An 18,779-nucleotide genomic window follows, 5' to 3' on the forward strand; every position below is an offset into this window, starting at 1 on the left:
GCCGTTCCCCTTATCAACTAGGAGAGTTGATGTCCCAGTCTCCCTGGTACCGGTCCGCGAGACCGGCCTGGCGGAGCGGTCGCCGACGGGCCGCGCTGGTCCTCGGACTGGCGTTGTCCATCGGGCTGCTCCCGCAGTACGCCCCCTCGGCCACCGCCGACACCGGTCTGACCCGGCCCAAGACGCAGACCGACCTCGACGCACCGGTGAGCGGCAAGAACGCCACCGCCAAGACCTTCAAGAAGACCGACCAGGCCAAGAAGGCCGCCGTGAAGAAGACGGCCAAGGCGCACTGGCCCACGGCCGGCAGCGCCGAGGTCGACCTCACGAGCAAGACGAGCAAGACGAGCAAGACGGGCAAGGCGGTCAAGGCCGCCGGGCTGCCGCTCACCGCGAAAGCGGTCGGCGGTACGAAGGGCGCGGACTCCGTCCGCGTCCAGGTCCTCGGCCGCAAGGCCACCGAGGCGGCCGGTGTCGACGGCGTGCTCTTCACCGTCGCCCGCACCGACGGCGCCACCGCCGCCGGACCGGCCCAAGTCTCCCTGGACTACTCGGACTTCGCCGACGCCTTCGGCGGTGACTACAGCTCCCGGCTGCAACTGGCCACCTACCCGGCGTGCGTCCTGACGACCCCGGAGAAGAAGGCCTGCTCGACCCCGACCTACCTGAGGTCGACGAACGACACGGCAGGGCAGACCCTGACCGCGACCGTGCAGGCGGCCGGTGACACCTCCGGCCCCTCCACCCAACTGCTCACGGCGGACACCGCCACCTCCTCGGCCACCGTCGTCGCGGCCACCGCCGGCAGCAGCGGCGACGGCGGCGACTACAAGGCCACCAGCCTGGCGCAGTCCTCCCAGTGGGGCGTCGACGCCAGCTCGGGCGCCTTCACCTGGTCGTACCCGATGGCCGTCCCGCCGGTCCCCGGCGGCATGCAGCCGACGGTCGGCCTGAGCTACAACTCCCAGTCCATAGACGGGCAGACGGCGACCACCAACAACCAGGGCTCCTGGGTCGGCCAGGGCTTCTCCTACGAACCCGGCTACATCGAGCGCAGCTACAAGGGCTGCTCCGAGGACGGCCACGACGACACCAACGGCGACCAGTGCTGGGCGTTCGACAACGCCACGCTCTCCCTCACCGGCGGGTCCTCCGGCCGGCTCGTCAAGGACGACACCACCGGCGCGTGGCGGATCAGCTCCGACGACAACTCCAAGGTCGAGCATCTGACCGGCGCCACCAACGGCGACAACAACGGCGAGTACTGGAAGGTCACCACCGGCGACGGCACTCAGTACTACTTCGGCCTCAACCACCTCACCGGCTACGCGAGCGGCAACGAGGAGACCAACTCCACCTGGACCGCCCCCGTCTACGGCGACGACTCCGGTGAGCCCTGCTACAACGCCACCTTCGCCGACGCCTACTGCACCCAGGCCTGGCGCTGGAACCTCGACTACGTCGTCGACCCGCACGGCAACGCCATGTCGTACTTCTACGGCACGGAGACCAACTACTACACGCAGGGCCTGAAGACCACCGAGAACGGCAAGGCCTACATCCGCGGCGGCTACCTCAAGCGCATCGACTACGGCCAGCGCGACGGCAAGGCGTACTCCACCAAGCCGGCCGCGCAGGTCGTCTTCACCACCGCCGAGCGCTGCGTCGGCTCGCTGACAGACTGTTCCGCGGACGCCCTCACGGACTCCACGGCCGCCGACTGGCCGGACGTCCCCTGGGACCAGAACTGCAAGGCGGCCACCAAGTGCCCCGGGCAGAACTCGCCCACCTTCTGGACCCGCAAGCAGCTCACGAAGATCACCACGCAGATCCGCACCGGTGACGCGACCTACACCCCGGTCGACGTGTGGAGCCTCGGCCACGTCTTCACCGACAACGGCGACGCGTCCAAGTCGCTGTGGCTGAACAGGATCGACCACACCGGCAAGGTCGGCACCGACGCCTCGGTCCCCTCCGTCGAGCTGTACGGCACCCAACTCCCCAACCGGGTCGACGAGTCGGGCGACAACCTCCAGCCCTTCTACCGCTTCCGCCTCTCCGGCGTGGTCAACGAGTCGGGCGGCGCGCTCAGCGTCAACTACGCCGACAACCAGTGCACTGCGAGCACCGTCCCGGCGGAGGACTCCTCCACCAAGCGGTGCTTCCCGGTGAAGTGGAACCCGCCGGGCGCCACCGACCCGATCACCGACTGGTTCCACAAGTACGTGGTCGCCTCCGTCGTCCAGACCGACCTGACCGGCCAGAACGCCGACCAGATCACCTCCTACAGCTACCTCGGCGACGCGGGCTGGCGGAAGACACCGGCCGACGGCATCACCAAGTCCGAGTACCGCACCTGGAGCGACTGGCGCGGCTACGGCCGGGTCCAGGTCGCCACCTCCGACGGCAGCAACGACCCCGCCAACACCAAGACCGAGCACGTCTTCTTCCGCGGTCTCGACGGTGACGTCGACAAGGACGGCGACGCCCGCTCGGCGACGGTCACCGATTCCAACGGCGTCTCCTACGACGACTCCGACTGGAAGGCCGGCCAGGAGCTGGAGACGCTCACCTACAACGGCTCCGCGGTGACCGAGAAGTCGGTGACGGTGCCGTGGACCGCGGTGACCGCGACGGAGACCCAGGACTGGGCGACGTACAAGGCCCGTTACGTCGCGGCTGGCTCCACCGACACCTACACCGCGCTCGCGGTGGGCGGCTGGCGGCACACCAAGTCCACGACCACGTACGACGGTTCGACCGGCCGCGAGATGACGGTCGACGACGACGGCGAGGTCGGCGTCGCCGACAACCAGTGCACCCGCAACGAGTACGCGGACAGCGCGAGCGCGCACATCTACTCGCTCCTCTCGCGCGTGGAGACGGTGGGCGTCGACTGCGCCTCGACTCCCGACCGCACCAAGGACGTCATCTCCGACAACCTCACCTACTACGACGGCTCGACGACGCTCGGCGCCGCCCCCACCAAGGGCGACATCACGTCGACCAAGCGGCTGTCGTCGTACAGCGGCACGACGGCCACCTACCAGACGACCGCCGTGACGACCTACGACGACTACGGCCGCCCGCTGGTGGTGAAGGACGCGGACACGGCGTCCTCGTCGACGCAGTACACGTCCTCCACCGCCTACACCGACACCTACGGCCTGGCCACCAAGTCGACGGTCACCAACATCGACGGCTGGACGACCTCCACGGAGTACACCCCCGCCTGGGGCCAGCCGAGCGCCAAGACCGACCAGAACGGCCTGCGCACCGACCTCGCCTACGACGGTCTCGGCCGCCTGGTGTCGGTGTGGCTCCCGGACCGCCCGAAGGCCTCGAACTTCACCCCGTCCCTCAAGTACGAGTACCTGATCCGCGGCGACGACGGCCCGACCGCCGTCCACACCCAGAAGATCGACAACGACGGGACGACGTACGGCAGTGAATGGTCCCTGTACGACGGCTGGTTGAGGCCCCGTCAGGACCAGACCGAGGGCGAGGGCGGCGGCCGCATGGTCGCCGACACGCTCTACGACGGCTCGGGCCGCGTGGTCCAGGTCAACGACACCTACTACACGACCGGCGCCCCCTCCTCGACGCTCTTCGACCCGAAGGACGCCGACCTCGACGCCCAGACCGTCACCGAGTACGACGGCGCGGGCCGCACCACGGCCACCGTCTTCAAGGTCCAGGGCACCGAGCAGTACCGCACGTCGTACGCCTACGGCGGCGACCGCGTCACGACCACCCCGCCACAGGGCGGCGTGAAGACGACCGTGGTGACCGACGCCCGGGACCGCACGACGTCCCAGGTCCAGTACCCCGCGGGCGCCGACGCGGTCACCACGTCCTACGGCTACAACAAGGCGGGCCTGCTGACCCGGGTCACCGACGATGAGGGCAACAACTGGGCCTACACCTATGACCAGTTGGGCCGGAAGCAGACGGCGACGGACCCGGACGCGGGCGCGTCCTCATACACGTACGACGCGTTGGACCGCCAGACGTCGGTCACGGTGAACGGCGACAAGACCTCAACTCTCTACGACGAGTTGGGCCGAGCGGTCTCCACCTGGCAGGGCGAGGCGACCACGGGCACCAAGCTCTCGGTGTCGAAGTACGACACGGCCTACAAGGGCGAGCTGTACGGCGTCTACACCTACAAGGACGGCGCGGTCTACTCGTCGGTCACCTACCCGACCCTCGACCCCGACAACGACTACGAGCCCCTCTCCACCAAGTACTACCTGTCCAAGACGGCCGAGCCGCAACTGGGCGGGACCTACGAGTTCACCACCCAGTACAACCGCGACGGCACGGTCCAGAGCCAGGGCCTCCCGGCGGCCGGCGACCTGTCGGCCGAGGCGGTCGCCAACGTCTACGACGACCTCCAGCGCCCGGTAGGCCTCAACTCCTCCCTCGGCGGCCTGAGTTACGTAACGGACGCGTCGTACTCCCCGACCTCCAACCTGGAGCAACTGGAGCTGTACACAGGCGAGTCCACGTCCAAGAAGACCTGGATCACCAACACCTACGAGGCGGGCAGCGACCGGCTGACCAACTCACGGGTGGACGTGGAAGGCGCGTCGAGCGTCGCCTACGACGCCGCGTACACGTACGACGACGCGGGCGACATCCTCTCGATCGCCGACACCCCGACCGGCGGCACGTCCGACATCCAGTGCTTCTCGTACGACGGCCTCGGCCGGGTCTCCTCGGCCTGGACGTCCTCGGTCGCCTCGAACGACGCGAAGGGCACCGGCAGCACGGACGCGTCCTGCGCGACGGGCGCGACGACGTCGACAGTCGGCGGCGCGGCCCCGTACTGGACGGACTACGGCTACGACTCGATCGGCAACCGCAAGAGCGAGGTCCGCCACGGCCTGAACGGCGCGGCGACAGCGACCCGTTCCTATGTCTACGGCGACGGCTCCGGCCCGAACGGCACGGACTCGGGCCCGCACACGGTCTCGTCGGTGACGCAGAAGACCGACGCGACGGCCACGACCCCGCAGATCACCTCCCAGGACTCGTACAAGTACGACGCCTCGGGCAACACCACCGCGCGCGTCCTGGACGGCGACACCCAGTCGCTGGCCTGGGACAAGCAGGGCGAGCTGACCACGGTCACGAACGCCGACGCGACGGTCACGACATACAAGTACGACGCGTCGGGCGCCCGTCTCCTCCGGGACACCCCGGACGAGAAGACCTTCTACCTCCCCGGCACGGAACTCCACTACGACAAGTCCACGGCCAAGGTCACGGCCACCCGCTACTACACCTTCGCCGGCACCACGGTCGCGATGCGCGAAGCGGACGGCGTCCACTTCCTCGCCTCCGACAACCAGGGCACGGCACAGCTCGCGGTCGACGCGAAGACGGGTTCGACGACCCGCCGCCGCATGGACGCGTTCGGCAACGAGCGCGACAACTCCACGTCGTCGGGCTCGGCTTGGGTCAACGACAAGGGCTTCGTCGGCGGCACGATGGAGGCGTCGACCGGCCTGACGACCCTGGGGGCGCGGGAGTACGACTCGGACACCGGCCGCTTCATCTCCGCGGACCCGGTGGTCGACTACACCGACCCGCAGCAGATCAACGGCTACGCCTACGCCAACAACAGCCCGGTCTCCCACAACGACGCGTCGGGCCTGCGCCTGGCCGACTGCGTGGGCGGCTGGAACGAGTGCGGCCCGGGTCCCTCGACGCACCGGGGCGCGGTCGACACGCGGGACAGCGGCGGTTCGGGAGGCGGCGGAAACACCACCTCCTCCACACCGGCCCGCGCGCAGGCGAACGCGGCCCAGGAGAAGGCGGACTCCGCCAAGCAGCGGGCGATCGCGATCGCCAAGGAACTCGGCAAGATCGCCGCGGACGAGCTGGGCATCACGGACGCGCTGGACTGCTTCACGACCGGCAACCTGGCGGCCTGCGGCAACACGGCGCTCAACGTCGTCGGTTCGTTCCTCGGCGGCGGCCCACTGGCCAAACTCGCCAAGAAGTACGCGGCTCCCTGGAAGTGGGCCAAGGCGGAGAAGCTCGGCAAGCGGATCTGGGGCCTCGGCAAGAAGCTCCTCGACGACTTCAACGACTGGCGCAAGAGCCGCAAGGAAGCGAGCCGGCTCGCCAAGATCGCCGAGTCCTGCGAGAAACCGAACAGCTTCACCGCCGATACCAAGGTCCTGATGGCGGACGGCACGACCAAGGCCATCAAGGACGTCAAGATCGGCGACGAGGTCCTGGCGACCGATCCGGAAACGGGCAAGACCAAGCCCGAGAAGGTCACCGCCGAGATCAAGGGCGTCGGCCTGAAGCACCTGGTCAAGGTCACCGTCGACATCGACGGCAAGCAGGGCTCGAAGACGTCCTCGGTGACGGCGACCGACCAGCACCCCTTCTGGGTACCGGAGCTGGGCGAGTGGCTCAACGCCACGGACCTTCACTCGGGGGAGTGGCTGAGCACCGGGTCGGGGACGCGCGTCCAGATCGCGGCCGTGAAGCGCTGGACGGCTCCGACGGCGACGGTTCACAACCTCACTGTTGGTGAGCTGCATACGTACTACGTGGTGGCGGGGGCTACGCCGGTCCTTGTTCACAACTGCGCAAACGCGTCACTCGATGAGCTGGGTGCCGCGGCGACCGGCCCTTACAAGAAGGCCAAGATCGACACACGCACCGGGAAAATCGCTCGCGGTCAGAGCAATGCGGGACGCGCGTTGCAGAAGCACGCCGACCCCAGCCGAGGCGCGAGTCACGCAAGCAAGTTCCCGACCCTTGGTTCGGACGCGGAGCGGACCGAGATGGGTGACGACATGGTTCTCGAATTGCTGACCAATCCAGGGAGTGTGGATACCGTGGGTTCCGCCTCGGCTCACTACGGGGGCACTGTCCGGGACATCTGGCATCCGAGCGGCAGTTACGGTGCACGCTGGAGCATGCGCGGCGGTGGGCTCACCTTTGAAGGGTTCCTCGGATGAAGATCGTAGAGATCGCAGGGCGTCGATATCGGTTGTTCCGGGTGGCCAGCATTCACGAAGACGCCGACTACGTGGAATGCCGGTCAATGGACAGCGGAGAGTGTGTCTGCGAGATCCGCGTCGACGCCCCTGATGAGCTGTATCTCCTTCCGATGTCGATCGAGGCTGACGCGAATGTCGTTCTCGAAGCGATCGCGTACGCGAAGGAGATGGCGCAGCTCTCCAGCGGTACAGCGAACAGCTCCTGACGGGAGTGAGGGGCGGGTGTTGCCGACAGTCACTGCACCCGCCCCTCGAAGCACTGCTCCCTCCCACCCCCCGCCGGCCGGAGGCACGCCCGCACCACCGTCCCCGGCCCCGTCACAGCCATCAGCGTGTAGACGTACGACTCCGCGTCCACCGCGTTGCTCACCTCCGCCCCCTGCACCGAACCCGCCCGCCCCGGCACGCTCAGTTCGATGCGGTCGCCGACGCGGCCGCCCCAGGTGCGGGCCCAGGTCGTGCCGCACACCTTGCTGTGCCGTAACTCCATCCACGCCCCGGTCGCCATCCGGTGCTGGGCGAGGGTGTCCGGCTGGGCCGCGCAGTGCATCGCCATCGGGCTGCGGTTCGCGCAGGTCGGGCCGTGGCAGCCGGGGGCGGACGGGGTGGCCGTGGTGGCGGCCGTCGGGGAGAGGGGGTCGGACGAGCCGGAGTCGGGGAGCAGGAGCAGTGCGACGACCACCGCGCTCACGGCGACCGCGCAGACGGACGCGAGGACCGCCAGGGCCGCCACACCCCGGGGTTCCGGCACCGACGGTGTGGGGGAGGAGGCCGAGGGCGGCGTCGCCTCCCCTTGCCCCCTCGTCTCCGCCCGCCCGCTCCCCGCCGCCTCCGCGATCTCCCACAGCGCGACGCACCGCCCCTCCGGCTCCCCCGCGAGCCGGCACAGCTCCCGCACCGCCTCCCTCGGGGGCAGCGTCCTGCCGTTGAGATAGCGCTCCCAGGACGACTTGCTGTACGGCGTCTTCGTGGCGAGGGCCGCCAGGCTCAGGCCGGTGGCTGCTCGCAACTCCCGCATCGCGGCGGCCAGTTGGCTCATCCCCTCAGGGCCTTCCAGGTGTGCGGTCCGACCATGCCGTCCACGACGAGCCCGGACCGCCGCTGGAACTCCTTGACCGCGTGTTCCGTCAGCGGACCGAACATCCCGTCGATGCCGCCCGGCGAGATCCCCGCCCTGCGCAGCAGACACTGCGCCTCGGCCACATCCGGACCGGCGCTGCCCACGGCCAGATTCACCTGCCGGGTACGGCTGTTGCCCGCGTACCAGCGACCGTCGCTCCGCTGCACCCGGCAGGTGTACGGCGACGTCGGCGTCGGCGTCGGTTCTGCGAGCGGGGCCGAAGTCCGGTTCGTGGCACCGCTGTTGGAGTGGTCCATCAGCCGTATCGTCAGCAGGACCGCCGACGAGACCGCCAGCACCAGGGTCACCGAGCCCGCGACGAGGGCGACCCGCAACGCCCGCCCGCCGTGCGGCTGCCTGGCCGGCTCAGGTGGCAGGGGCTCCGGGCGCCGTACCGTCGTCCACCCCTCCGCCGCGACCTCGCGCAGCGCCAGGAGCCGGGTCGGGTCCTCGCCGCAGATCCGGGCGAGGGCCTCCACCGCCTCGCCGGGTGGCAGTGAGGTGCCGCCGAAGTAGCGTTCCCAGGACTTCGGGCTGTATCCGGTTCTCGCTGCCGTCTGGCGGATGCTCAGGCCGCTGTGGTCCTTCAGCCGGCGCAGGCGCACCACCAACTGCCGGACGCGCGGATCAAGTTCCGCGGGCAGCACTTTCCAACGCGACATGTTCCCCCCAGCTCGCGCTCGGGGACCGTGGTCAGCGGTCCCTGCCGCGTCGCATTCTGCATCACTGACACCTCCTCGCACGGCCATTCGGTTCCAGCGCGTGAAGGGAATCGGCCATGGTCCACGACGGGCCGTACCCCGTCCCGTCCCGTCGTCCCGGCTGACGGAGTCCCCGCAGGTCAGCGGTGGTGGCGTCCCGCCGGGACGTCAGTTGAGCGCCACTTGTGGCGGGGTACCCCGGGCGGACCGCAGTCTCGTTCCAGCACGACGACAGCACGACGGCAGCACGAGCACAGCACGCCGATCGACTATCCGAAAGAGGAACGCATGCGACCGAATGTCGTGGCCAGGACCCTCGTCAGCCTCACCGCCGTCGCCGGAATCGCGGCCGGAGGCATCGCCTTCGCCGCCCCCGGCTTCGCCGCGCCGGCCGCCTCCGTACAGGCGTCCGCCGTCTCGATTCAAGCGGTGCAGAACTTCGGCCTGTCCACCGCCGAGGCCAAGAAGGTGCAGAACTGGCTGCACACGTACTGGGGTTACACCGACACCATCGACGGGCAGCTCGGCCCGAACAGCTGGAAGGCGTTCCAGCGCAACCTCCAGACCTACTGGGGTTACACCGGCGCGATCGACGGCGACCCCGGCGTCAACACCATCAAGGCGCTCCAGCGGCTGCTGCAGAACTGGGGCTACACCGGCGCGATCGACGGCGACGCCGGCTCCGGCACCAAGGCCGCGTTCAAGAACTTCGCCAACGGCATCTGACACCAACGGCATCTGACACCAACGGCACCTGAAACAACCGCTGTTCATGCGTGTGGCCCGTCCTCCCGGGGGAGAGGACGGGCCACACGCGTCGATCGATACCCGCGGGAACCCTCAGAGCTTCCCGGGCGTCCTGATGCCCAGCAGCGCCATCCCCCGGTGCAGGGTGCGGGCCGTCAGGTCCACCAGGAACAGCCGGTTCTCCACGACCTCCGGCGAGTTGTCCGGCGACAGCACATGGCACTGGTCGTAGAACGTCGTGAGCGTGGACGCCAGTTGGTACAGGTACGCCGTCAGCTTGTGCGGGGCGTACTCCTTCGCGGCCTCCGCCACCACCTCGCTGAACTGGTCCAGGTGCAGGCCCAACGCCCGCTCCGCCGGGGCCAGTTCCAGCTCCGGGTGGGCCGACGGCCGGGCCTCGCCCGCCTTGCGGAGGATGGACTGGATACGGGCGTACGCGTACTGGAGGTACACCGACGTGTCGCCGTTGAGCGAGACCATCTGGTCCAGGTCGAACTTGTAGTCCCGTACGGCGGACGTGGACAGGTCGGCGTACTTCACCGCGCCGATGCCGACGTACCGGCCGTTGTCGACGATCTCCTGCTCGGTGAGGCCCACCTTCTCGGCCTTGTCCCGGACGACCGCGGTGGCGCGCTGGACCGCCTCGTCGAGGAGGTCCTCCAGCTTCACCGACACACCCTCACGCGTCTTGAACGGCTTGCCGTCCTTGCCGAGGATCGTGCCGAACGCCAACTGGTACGCCGTCACGTCGTCGTTGAGCCAGCCGGCCCGCCGCGCGGTCTCGAAGACCATCTTGAAGTGCAGGGCCTGGCGGACGTCGACCACATACAGGAGCGAGGTCGCCTTGAGGTTGAAGACACGGTCCCTGATCGCGGACAGATCCGTCGCCGCGTAGCCGTAGCCGCCGTCGGACTTGCGGACGATCAGCGGGACCCGGTTGCCGTCCGGGCCCTTGATGTCGTCGAAGAACACGCACAGCGCGCCGTCCGAGATCTCCGCGACCCCGGACTCCTCAAGGAGCCGGCACGTCTCGTCCAGCATGTCGTTGTAACCCGACTCGCCGACGATGTCCGCGTCCCGGATCTCCATGTCCAGCTTCTCGAACACGGAGAAGAAGTAGATCTTCGACTCGTCGACGAACTTCTGCCAGGCCGCCAGCGTCTTCGGCTCACCCGCCTGGAGGTCGACCACCCGGCGCCGGGCCCGCGTCTTGAACTCCTCGTCGGAGTCGAAGAGTTTGCGCGCCGCCTTGTAGAGCCGGTCGAGGTTCGACATCGCCTCCTCGCCGGTGATCTCCGCGTCGCCGTGGTCCAACTCGCCCGGGTGCTCGTCCAGATACTGGATGAGCATGCCGAACTGGGTGCCCCAGTCGCCGATGTGGTGCCGCCGGACCACCGACTCGCCGGTGAACTCCAGGAGTTGGACCAGCGCGTCACCGATCACCGCGGACCGCAGATGACCGACGTGCATCTCCTTCGCCACGTTCGGCTGCGCGTAGTCGATGACCGTCGTGCCAGGGTGCGGGGCGAGCGGCACACCGAGGCGGTCCGTGTCGTCGGCGTAGCGCGCGGCCAGGGTCTCGGTGATCGCCCTGTCGCTGATCGTGATGTTCAGGAAGCCGGGCCCGGAGACCTCGATGTCCTTGATCACCTCACCGGCGACCACCTGCGCCACGACCTGCGTCGCCAGCTCCCGCGGATTCGCCTTGGCCTTCTTCGCGAGGGCGAGGATGCCGTTCGCCTGGAAGTCCGCCCGGTCGCTACGTCGCAGCAGCGGGTCGACTCCGTCGGCCTCCGGGAGAGCGGAGGCGAGGGCGTCGGAGAGGCGCTGGTGGACGAGATCGGTGAGGGACGTGACCGGGGCCATGGGGTGGGAGCCGTTTCCTCGTGGGGATGGATATACCCCACCAGTATCCCACGGAGGGTAAAGCGGTTTTCTTCGGCCGGTCGCCGTCTGGGAGAATGAAACGTCAGTCGTGCGACCGTACCGACTGCCCGTGCAGAACTGTCAGAAAAAGAGGACGTGCCGATCGTGGCTCAGAGCACCGAGACCACCGACTGGGTCTCCCGTTTCGCGGATGAGGTCATCGAGGAGTCGGAGCGCCGAGCCCCGGGCAAACCCGTCGTCGTCGCGTCCGGGTTGTCCCCCTCGGGCCCCATCCACCTCGGCAACCTGCGCGAGGTCATGACCCCGCACCTCGTCGCCGACGAGATCCGCCGCCGCGGGCACGAGGTTCGGCACCTCATCTCGTGGGACGACTACGACCGCTACCGCAAGGTGCCGAACGGCGTCGAGGGCATCGACGCGAGCTGGGCCGAGCACATCGGCAAGCCGCTGACCTCGGTACCGGCCCCGGCCGGATCGTCGTACCCGAACTGGGCGGAGCACTTCAAGGCCGCGATGATCGCCTCGCTCGCCGAGCTGGGCGTGGAGTTCGACGGGATCAGCCAGACCGCGCAGTACACCTCCGGGGTGTACCGCGAGCAGATCCTGCACGCCATGAAGCACCGCGGCGACATCGACGCGATCCTCGACCAGTACCGCACCAAGAAGGCCCCGGCAAAGAAGCAGCAGCAGAAGCCCCTCGACGCGGCCGAGCTGGAGGCCGAGGAAGGGTCCGGCGCGGCCGAGGAGGACGACGGCAGCTCCGGCACTGCCGGCTACTTCCCGTACAAGCCCTACTGCGGCGACTGCGGCAAGGACCTCACCACAGTCACCGCGTACGACGACGACACCACCGAGCTGTCGTACACCTGCGACGCCTGCGGCTTCACCGAGACCGTCCGGCTGAGCGAGTTCAACCGCGGCAAGCTGGTCTGGAAGGTCGACTGGCCGATGCGCTGGGCCTACGAGGGCGTCGTCTTCGAGCCGAGCGGTGTCGACCACTCGTCCCCGGGATCGTCCTTCCAGGTCGGCGGGCAGATCGTCGGGATCTTCGGCGGCGAGCGTCCCATCGGCCCCATGTACGCCTTCGTCGGCATCAGCGGCATGGCCAAGATGTCCAGCAGCAAGGGCGGGGTCCCCACCCCGGCCGACGCGCTCCAGATCATGGAACCGCAGATCCTCCGCTGGCTCTACGCCCGCCGCCGCCCCAACCAGTCCTTCAAGATCGCCTTCGACCAGGAGATCCAGCGCCTCTACGACGAGTGGGACAAGCTGGATGGGAAGGTCGCCGACGGGTCCGCCCTCCCGGCCGACATCGCCGCGCACTCCCGCGCGGTGCGCACCGCCGACGGCGAGCTGCCCCGCACACCCCGCCCGATGCCGTACCGGACCCTCGCGTCCGTCGCCGACATCACCGCCGGAGCCGAGGACCAGACGCTGCGCATCCTCAGCGAACTCGACCCGGCGAACCCCCTGTCCACCCTCGACGACGTACGGCCCCGGCTCGACAAGGCCGAGGCCTGGATCAACACGCACGTCCCCGCCGACCAGCGGACCGTCGTGCGCGACGAACCCGACGCCGAACTCCTCAAGTCCCTCGACGAGCCCGCCCAGCAGTCCCTACGACTGCTGACCGACGGACTCGCCGACCACTGGTCCCTGGACGGCCTCACCCACCTCGTCTACGGCGTCCCGAAGGTCCAGGCCGGCTTCCCCGCCGACGCCACCCCCAAGGAACTCCCGCCCGAGATCAAGGCCTCTCAGCGGACCTTCTTCGCGCTCCTCTACCACCTGCTGGTGGGACGCGACACCGGCCCGCGCCTGCCCACGCTGCTGCTCGCGGTCGGGCAGGAGCGGGTCAGGGCCCTGCTCGGGGAGTAGGCGGCACGAAAAAAGGGGCCCTCCGCGTGAGGGCCCCTTTCCCATGTCGTGACGCTATGCGCTGTGGTACTCCTGCAGCTCTTCGGTGTGGCGGGCCGTGAAGCGGTTGACCATGCGGTCGGCCTCGCGGGCCGGGAGCATGGTGCCGAAGGTGGCCTCCACGTCGCCCCGGAACTGACCGGCGCTCGGATAGCCACCGTCTATCGACTTCTTGAAGATCTGGTAGTAGTCGTCCTCGGTCGGCTCCGTGCCACCGCCCGCACCCAGCTCACGGGTACGTCCCGGACCGGACGGGATCGGGAAGGTACCGGTGTCCTCCGGCGAGGGTTCGGGCTCGGGCTCAGGAGCGGGCTGCTGCTCGTACCGCTGCTGCTCCTCGTACTGATCGGCCTGCTGCTGCTCGGCGTACCACTGCCGGTAGGCGGCATCCGGGTCGTACGTCGGGTCGTAGCCGCCCTGGTACTCGACGGCTTGGGGGTCGCGTGCCTGGAGCCACTGACTCTGCTGCTGGCCGTAGTCCGGCTCCGGCGGCTCGACGGGCTCAGGGGCCCGAAGCTGTTCCTGGACGGGCGCCGTGTTCTGCTGCGGCGCGGGTTCCGGCTCGCGCGCCGCCTCCAACTGCGGGACGGGCGGCAGCAGTACGGGTTCGATGCCCGCCGCCGCGAGACCCGAGGGGGCGGTCTCCGCGAGCGGGACGCCGTAGCGGGCCAGTCGCAGGGGCATCAGGGACTCCACCGGATCGGAGGCAGGTATGTCCTCGGGATCAGGTTTTGACATGGCGATCCGTCCGCCTTCAGTAGCACTGAAGGCGGTACTGCCCCTTGAAGTTTTGAGCAGTACGGTCTTTCCTGGAAGCCGCCAGGCTGGGGTCAGGGGGTACTGAAAGTGATCACCGAAGCCGTGGCTGCGTTAGCAGCTGCAGGTGGGACCGCCGTGGTGGGAGCCGCTGGCACAGACGCTTGGGCAGGGTTCAAGGAGCAGGTAGCCCGTCTCCTCGGCCGTGGAGATCCAATCCGAGAGAGAGCCGAGCTTGAGCGTCTGGATCAGACGGCAAATGCTCTGGAGTCAGCAACACCTCAAGACGCAGAACTGATTCGGACTCGCCAGGAGTCGTCCTGGCAAACGCGATTTGAGATTATGCTGGACAATCTGAGCGAGTCCGAGCAAACTCAGATGTGCCATCTTCTGCGCAAACTTATTGCCGAGACTCCGGTGAGTCCTGGAGGAGTTTCAGCGACGCTGGGTGGTGTGGCTTCGGCGGGCGATATCATCAACCGCGCTGACGGCGGATCCATTGCCGCCACGGTAATCGAAGGTGGCGCGCGAATTGGAAGCCCTCCTCCGCCGAATCCGTAGAGGGGATGATCGGATCGGCAGCCGGTGGGAATCCCCTTTTTGCACCGACGGGCGAGCGACATCACACGCCTGGCATCTTCAGCAGTAAAGCCAGCGAGCAAAGTTTAAGCGTCGGCCATATGGCACCCGGCGCTCAAGTAATTTACATTGGCCCATCGCGCCTTGAGGGCCGATGGCATCATCAAATTGGCTTCGTGCCGCGGCAGGCAGACTGTTTTCAGGTGCGCCATTACGCAGTCAATTTGTGGTTGTCGATGACCGATCGCAATTCGAAAATACGATGCCATATAATTTCCGGAACTGGCGGGGTCGGTAAAACACAACTTGCCGCCTATCTGGCTCGTCGGTCATGGCAACAAGGAAACCTTGATCTTCTTTTGTGGGTTACTGCAACCACCAGAGAGGCTATCGTCTCCGCCTACGCTCGCGCCGCAGTTAAATTGATCAAGGCCGATCCCGCGGATTCAGAATTTGCTGCCACTTCGCTGCTTGCGGAACTCGAGAGTAGCGACAGACGCTGGCTAATTGTTCTGGATGATCTAAGTGATCCACGAGATATGCACGGCCTCTGGCCTCCTGTGAATGGTGGAGGGGTCACGCTGGTCACCACTCGACGCCGCGATGCCGCTTTGAGCGGCGATTACCGCAAGAGGATAGATGTGGAGCCGTTCACGCGGGATGAAGCCATTGAATATCTGACCAGCCAGCTGGCGATTCACGGGCGCGAGGACAGCTGGGCGCAGATCGGAGAACTCGCAAAGAATCTTGGATATTTGCCCCTCGCCTTATCCCAGGCGGCAGCGTATGTGATCGACCTCAATATCGATTGCGGGGAATATAATAATCGCCTCGGAGATAGGGCCAGAACGCTTCATGACGTGGCGGTGGACATAAGCGGGCTCCCTGATGATCAATCTCATACGGTATGGGCGGTATGGGACCTGTCTATCGAGCGCGCTCAGCGCCTGCGCCCGCAAGGCATGGCTTTGCCTGAACTTCAACTCGCCAGCATGTTCGATCCGAATGGCGTTCCGCTGTCGATACTGACAAGCCCTCCGGCAATTGACTTTGTTATCCGACGCCGGTCTCGCGTTGCCGGGGACACGCCGGGTTCGGCGGAAGATACAATGCAATCGGTTCGCGAAGCTGAATGTGTTCGAGCCGCTATAAGTTGCCTGTATCGCCTCAGTCTCATCGAATACTATGGCGAAAACCCGCAGGCAGGAATCCGCGTCCATAATCTCATCCAGCGCGCCGTTCTAGACAAGCTATCCCTGGCAGAGCGAGACCAAATCGCATCCACCGCCGCTGAAGCTCTACTCTCTGCTTGGCCAAGAGTGGAGCCCGACCGCTCCACCGGTGCCTCACTCCGAGTCAACGCGGCGGCTCTCGAAGAAAAGGCAGGGGAGGCCCTTTGGCGCGATGGTGGATACGTCGTGTTGTATCGTGCCGGGAATAGCTTGGGCGAGGCGGGGCACGTCCGTGCTGCTGTGACCTACTGGGAGAATATGGCGCAACTTTCGGCGACTTATCTCGGCTCCGATCATCCTGGCACCCTAACGACCCGCCATCACTGGGGATACTGGCTCGGCGAGGAAGGGAACATAGAAGTATCGAAGGCCATGCTGACCGGACTTCTTGAGGATCGCAAAAGAATAATGGGTTTCTGTCACCCGGACACGCTGGACACTCGACATAATCTCGCCCGAAGGATCGGGGAAACGGGAGATGCGCACCAAGCCGCAGAACTCTTTTCGGGACTTCTGGTCGACTGCCTAAGAGTCCTTGGGCCTGATCACTACCGTACACTGTCGACACGCGGAAATCTGGCCCGCTGGCGTGGAGAAGCAGGCGACCCAGCAACTGCTGTCGATTCACTGCGGTCATTGTGCCGGGATCAGGAGCACGTCTTGGGAGCGGATCACCTGTACACCCTGACTACTCGTTTCAGCCTTGCGCGGTGGATCGGAGAGGCCGGCGATGCCGAAGCTGCTGCCGGTGCATTTGCCGAACTCGTAGCCGACCAAGAGCGGGTATTGGGAGTAGATCACCCCTTCCCGCTGTCCAACAGGGCAAATGTCGCGCATTGGCGCGGCATGGCAGGGGATCTGGACGGGGCCGTGCAAACTCTGGAGGAATTGCTCCGCGATCAAGTACAGATACTTGGTGCAGATCATCCTCGCACGGTCGCAACGCAAGCCATCTTGAGTCACTGGGTCAATCAAAACCACGCCGACAGCTGAGCTGTAAAGCGGCCTGTCTGGTGTAGCAGCGGCTCATCCCCTACCGGTGACACCTTCATCCGACGTCTACCTACTGCTGCGTTCCTCAAAGGAAGTACTTCTCGCCGCGGGCGATTGCCTGTTCGGACTCGGCCTCCTGGCGGAAGCCGGAGGCGGAGGTGCCTAACGGTGTAGTCGGGTATTGGAACTGTCTGAATACCTGTCGCATAGCGGGCTCTCCGCGAGGCTTGCTGGGCCCAGGTCGCTCTCTGGGTGCTGTCTCGTGAGTGTGGCGTTCGGAGTCTTCCGCGGGGGCGATGTCAGAGGCAGCGCCTATGGTCAGCGTCCATGGCTTCACAACTCGATACCGGTATGCCAGCCCCTGTCCGGCGGCCAGCACTTCCGCGAACGTATCTGCTTTGGCTCGCGGGAACCCGTGCGTCGCTCGTGGGTGATGCGGCCATGTACTTCGCCCTCGGTTGGGCGGCCACTGCTCATGGTGGTGCGATGGCCGCCTTGGTCCTCACCGCCATCACGCTTCCGCGCACGGTTCTGTTGCTGCTGGGTGGTGCCGTCGGTGATCGGTTCGGCGCCCGTCGGGTGATGATCGTCGGGGATTCCGTGATGTTCGCGGCCGCGCTTCTGCTCGCCGTAGTGAGCCTTCGCTTGGGGACATCGTCTTGGCTCCTTGTGGTGGTTGCGTCGGTGATCGGCACGGTTGACGCGTTTTATCTGCCCGCGACGGGGTCCATGCCCCGCCGGTTGGTGGGCAAGGAACAGCTCCCCCGGGCTCTCGCCATGCGGCAGGCCGGGGGGCAGATAGCCTCGTTGCTCGGGGCGCCGCTTGGCGGCGTACTCGTCGCAACGGGTGGACTGTCCTTCACTGCCGCTGTTGACGCGGTCACCTTTGCGGTCGTCCTGGTGGTACTCCTCCGAGTCAGGCCGACCTTCGATGTCGAGCGGTCCTCGCATCAAGAGAGTCTTCTGGCGGGGGCGGTGGGTGGGGTGCGGCTCGCCGTGAAGGATCCGGTGCTGCGGCCGGCATTGCTGCTGACGGGTGCTGCTGCGGGTTTTCTCCTGCCGGTGGTGTCGCTGCTGAACCCGCTGCTGGCCAGGGAGCACGGCTGGGGTGCTGGGGCGGCCGGTCTGGTGACCGGTGGCCAGGCTGTTGGCATGGTCGTCGTGTCGCTCCTGGTAACGCGGCGGGGTGCCATGCGGCGGATCGGCGTCGGGGCGGCGCTGGGTCTGTGTGGCGCGGCACTGGGGATTGCAGCGGTGGCCATAGCTCCGGCCACCGGCGTGGCAGTGGCCGGAGGGACTGTGGTTGGAGCGGGCTCGGGAATGTTTGCCTGCCATATCGGGCCATTGGTGCTGACGAGCATCCCGGAGACGCACCTGTCCAGGATGCAGGCACTGCTCACGCTCGTTCAGAGCCTGGCCCTGCTGGTGGCCAACAACGTCCTCGGCCTACTCGCTGATGCCGAGACGGCCACAATCGCCGCGGCAGTGTGTGCGGTGGCGGTCTGCGGCGCCGGGATCGTAGGCCTGGCCTCGAAGCCACTCCGTGGCCTGCAGCTGGACTGAGCGGGGCATGTACCTTGTTCGCTGCTCAACTCGGCGGCTGACATCAGCGGCGTAGGCAGCCCAGTCCCCACCAAACTCCGGTGTCGGCTCAGGCTGCACCCCACCAGTGTGGGCCCCGGCCGGGAGGGCGTAGCCGAAGACGAAGCCGACCAACCGTCCCCCGTCCCGTGCCGTCACCAGGGCAAAGCCGGGCCGCACCGTCGTGATGCGTCAGAGAAACGTTGTTGATCGTCATGCCGGTTAGGCAAGGCCGCCC

9 protein-coding genes and 1 pseudogene are annotated in these 18,779 nt (G+C 67.0%); 6 read left to right on the plus strand and 4 right to left on the minus strand.

Translation table 11 applies throughout. The features are described 5' to 3' along the window. The first annotated feature begins 29 nt into the window (after positions 1 to 29). Both AB0M63_RS00215 and AB0M63_RS00220 read left to right on the plus strand, forming a co-directional pair. A complete protein-coding gene (locus tag AB0M63_RS00215; RefSeq protein ID WP_366017834.1) occupies positions 30 to 6,986 on the plus strand; it encodes a polymorphic toxin-type HINT domain-containing protein in 6,957 nt (2,318 codons plus the stop codon). Further along, positions 6,983 to 7,234: a hypothetical protein gene (locus AB0M63_RS00220; protein WP_366017835.1), complete on the plus strand. Its 252-nt coding sequence runs from the start codon at positions 6,983 to 6,985 to the stop codon at positions 7,232 to 7,234. Before AB0M63_RS00215 ends, AB0M63_RS00220 begins: the two co-directional genes overlap by 4 nt. A gap of 29 nt (positions 7,235 to 7,263) precedes the next feature. Here AB0M63_RS00220 and AB0M63_RS00225 read toward each other — a convergent pair whose 3' ends face one another. Both AB0M63_RS00225 and AB0M63_RS00230 read right to left on the minus strand, forming a co-directional pair. After that, positions 7,264 to 8,067, minus strand: a complete 804-nt coding sequence (locus AB0M63_RS00225) for a helix-turn-helix domain-containing protein (protein WP_366017836.1) — start codon at positions 8,065 to 8,067, stop codon at positions 7,264 to 7,266. After that, positions 8,064 to 8,810 (minus strand): peptidoglycan-binding protein, encoded by a 747-nt coding sequence (locus tag AB0M63_RS00230; protein WP_366017837.1) that lies wholly within the window; start codon positions 8,808 to 8,810, stop codon positions 8,064 to 8,066. Before AB0M63_RS00230 ends, AB0M63_RS00225 begins: the two co-directional genes overlap by 4 nt. Positions 8,811 to 9,137: 327 nt before the next feature. Between AB0M63_RS00230 and AB0M63_RS00235 the strand changes: the two genes are divergently transcribed. Continuing rightward, on the plus strand, positions 9,138 to 9,575 hold the full coding sequence (locus tag AB0M63_RS00235) for a peptidoglycan-binding protein (RefSeq protein WP_366017838.1): 438 nt from the start codon (positions 9,138 to 9,140) through the stop codon (positions 9,573 to 9,575). Positions 9,576 to 9,689: 114 nt separating this feature from the next. Here AB0M63_RS00235 and argS read toward each other — a convergent pair whose 3' ends face one another. Next, the gene (gene argS, locus AB0M63_RS00240) at positions 9,690 to 11,462 is read right to left on the minus strand and encodes an arginine--tRNA ligase (RefSeq protein WP_355904523.1); all 1,773 of its coding nucleotides are present in this window, start codon (positions 11,460 to 11,462) and stop codon (positions 9,690 to 9,692) included. 156 nt (positions 11,463 to 11,618) lie between these two features. Between argS and lysS the strand changes: the two genes are divergently transcribed. Then, positions 11,619 to 13,361, plus strand: coding sequence for a lysine--tRNA ligase (gene lysS, locus AB0M63_RS00245; protein ID WP_366017839.1), 1,743 nt, complete (start codon positions 11,619 to 11,621; stop codon positions 13,359 to 13,361). 54 nt (positions 13,362 to 13,415) lie between these two features. Here lysS and AB0M63_RS00250 read toward each other — a convergent pair. Continuing rightward, positions 13,416 to 14,099: pseudogene (locus tag AB0M63_RS00250) on the minus strand (hypothetical protein); the annotation flags it as partial. A gap of 623 nt (positions 14,100 to 14,722) precedes the next feature. Here AB0M63_RS00250 and AB0M63_RS00255 point away from each other — a divergent pair. Both AB0M63_RS00255 and AB0M63_RS00260 read left to right on the plus strand, forming a co-directional pair. Beyond that, complete coding sequence (locus AB0M63_RS00255; RefSeq protein WP_366017840.1) at positions 14,723 to 16,960, plus strand: tetratricopeptide repeat protein; 2,238 nt, start codon at positions 14,723 to 14,725, stop codon at positions 16,958 to 16,960. Positions 16,961 to 17,311: 351 nt separating this feature from the next. After that, on the plus strand, positions 17,312 to 18,523 hold the full coding sequence (locus AB0M63_RS00260; protein ID WP_366018507.1) for an MFS transporter: 1,212 nt from the start codon (positions 17,312 to 17,314) through the stop codon (positions 18,521 to 18,523). Positions 18,524 to 18,779: the final 256 nt, after the last annotated feature.

The organism is Streptomyces sp. NPDC051576 (genome assembly GCF_040681835.1).
Taxonomy (GTDB): Bacteria; Actinomycetota; Actinomycetes; order Streptomycetales; family Streptomycetaceae; genus Streptomyces.

Coding starts and splice junctions, on each gene's coding strand:
- AB0M63_RS00215 (WP_366017834.1), top strand. CDS start 30: ATGTCCCAGTCTCCCTGGTACCGGTCCGCGAGACCGGCCTGGCGGAGC.
- AB0M63_RS00220 (WP_366017835.1), top strand. CDS start 6,983: ATGAAGATCGTAGAGATCGCAGGGCGTCGATATCGGTTGTTCCGGGTG.
- AB0M63_RS00225 (WP_366017836.1), bottom strand. CDS start 8,067: ATGAGCCAACTGGCCGCCGCGATGCGGGAGTTGCGAGCAGCCACCGGC.
- AB0M63_RS00230 (WP_366017837.1), bottom strand. CDS start 8,810: ATGTCGCGTTGGAAAGTGCTGCCCGCGGAACTTGATCCGCGCGTCCGG.
- AB0M63_RS00235 (WP_366017838.1), top strand. CDS start 9,138: ATGCGACCGAATGTCGTGGCCAGGACCCTCGTCAGCCTCACCGCCGTC.
- argS (WP_355904523.1), bottom strand. CDS start 11,462: ATGGCCCCGGTCACGTCCCTCACCGATCTCGTCCACCAGCGCCTCTCC.
- AB0M63_RS00255 (WP_366017840.1), top strand. CDS start 14,723: ATGATCGGATCGGCAGCCGGTGGGAATCCCCTTTTTGCACCGACGGGC.
- AB0M63_RS00260 (WP_366018507.1), top strand. CDS start 17,312: ATGCCAGCCCCTGTCCGGCGGCCAGCACTTCCGCGAACGTATCTGCTT.